This is a genomic window from Eubacterium ramulus ATCC 29099 (genome assembly GCF_000469345.1).
In the GTDB taxonomy this organism is placed as follows: domain Bacteria; phylum Bacillota; class Clostridia; order Lachnospirales; family Lachnospiraceae; genus Eubacterium_I; species Eubacterium_I ramulus.
The window spans coordinates 6582-6784 of the sequence record NZ_KI271186.1; the positions used below are offsets into that span (position 1 = coordinate 6582).

The window sequence follows — 203 nt, forward strand, 5'->3', positions numbered from 1 at the left end:
GAAGAGGACGGAATGGAACGTTTAAACCTTGTCGGGGATTCCGTCATAGTGTGTACAGACATGGAAGCTGATGAATTAGAAAATATTGTGGATTGCGACTGGCTGTGTTCGGATGGAGTAACAGAATCAGAACCTGTTTTGTATTATTCCTATATACCGGAAATCCCAGAGAATTATCAATGTCTGGAAATTGTGTGGGATTA

1 protein-coding gene is annotated in these 203 nt (G+C 40.9%); it reads left to right on the forward strand.

Annotated elements, in window-relative coordinates; all coding sequences use genetic code 11:
• Positions 1-12: 12 nt before the first annotated feature.
• On the forward strand, positions 13-203 hold a 191-nt coding region (locus HMPREF0373_RS17190; protein ID WP_457851867.1), incomplete at its 3' end, for a hypothetical protein.